Raw genomic sequence first — 289 nt, forward strand, 5'->3', positions numbered from 1 at the left:
CAATAAGGTGGAGTACTTCTCTAACGTGAAACCGAATCTGTTCAAAGACGTTATTGGCAAATTTATGGATCACGGCATGAGCATGGACATGACCCAGCCTGAAGGCGAGCACAACACGCACCAGGGTATGGAAGGCATGGACATGAGCCACGCGGAAACCGCTCACTAAGGGGCCGAGGAAGAAAATGTTCGGAAAATTGACACTGGATGCAGTGCCCTACCATGAACCGATTATTATGGTTACGGTGGCTGCAATTATCATTGGTGGCGCGGCCTTAGTTGGCCTGAT

The 289-nt window shown here is 49.8% G+C and carries 2 protein-coding genes; both read left to right on the forward strand.

The genetic code is table 11. From position 1 onward, the window contains the following. Positions 1–169, forward strand: a 169-nt coding sequence (locus RTW80_RS28745) for a COX aromatic rich motif-containing protein (protein ID WP_312721501.1), incomplete at its 5' end; no start/stop codon positions are given. Between the two features lie 16 nt (positions 170–185). Beyond that, a partial coding sequence (locus RTW80_RS28750; protein ID WP_312721503.1) for a hypothetical protein occupies positions 186–289 on the forward strand: 104 nt, incomplete at its 3' end.

Origin of the sequence: Escherichia sp. AM3 (assembly GCF_032029835.1) — a bacterium.
In the GTDB taxonomy this organism is placed as follows: Bacteria; Pseudomonadota; Gammaproteobacteria; order Enterobacterales; family Enterobacteriaceae; genus Escherichia; species Escherichia coli.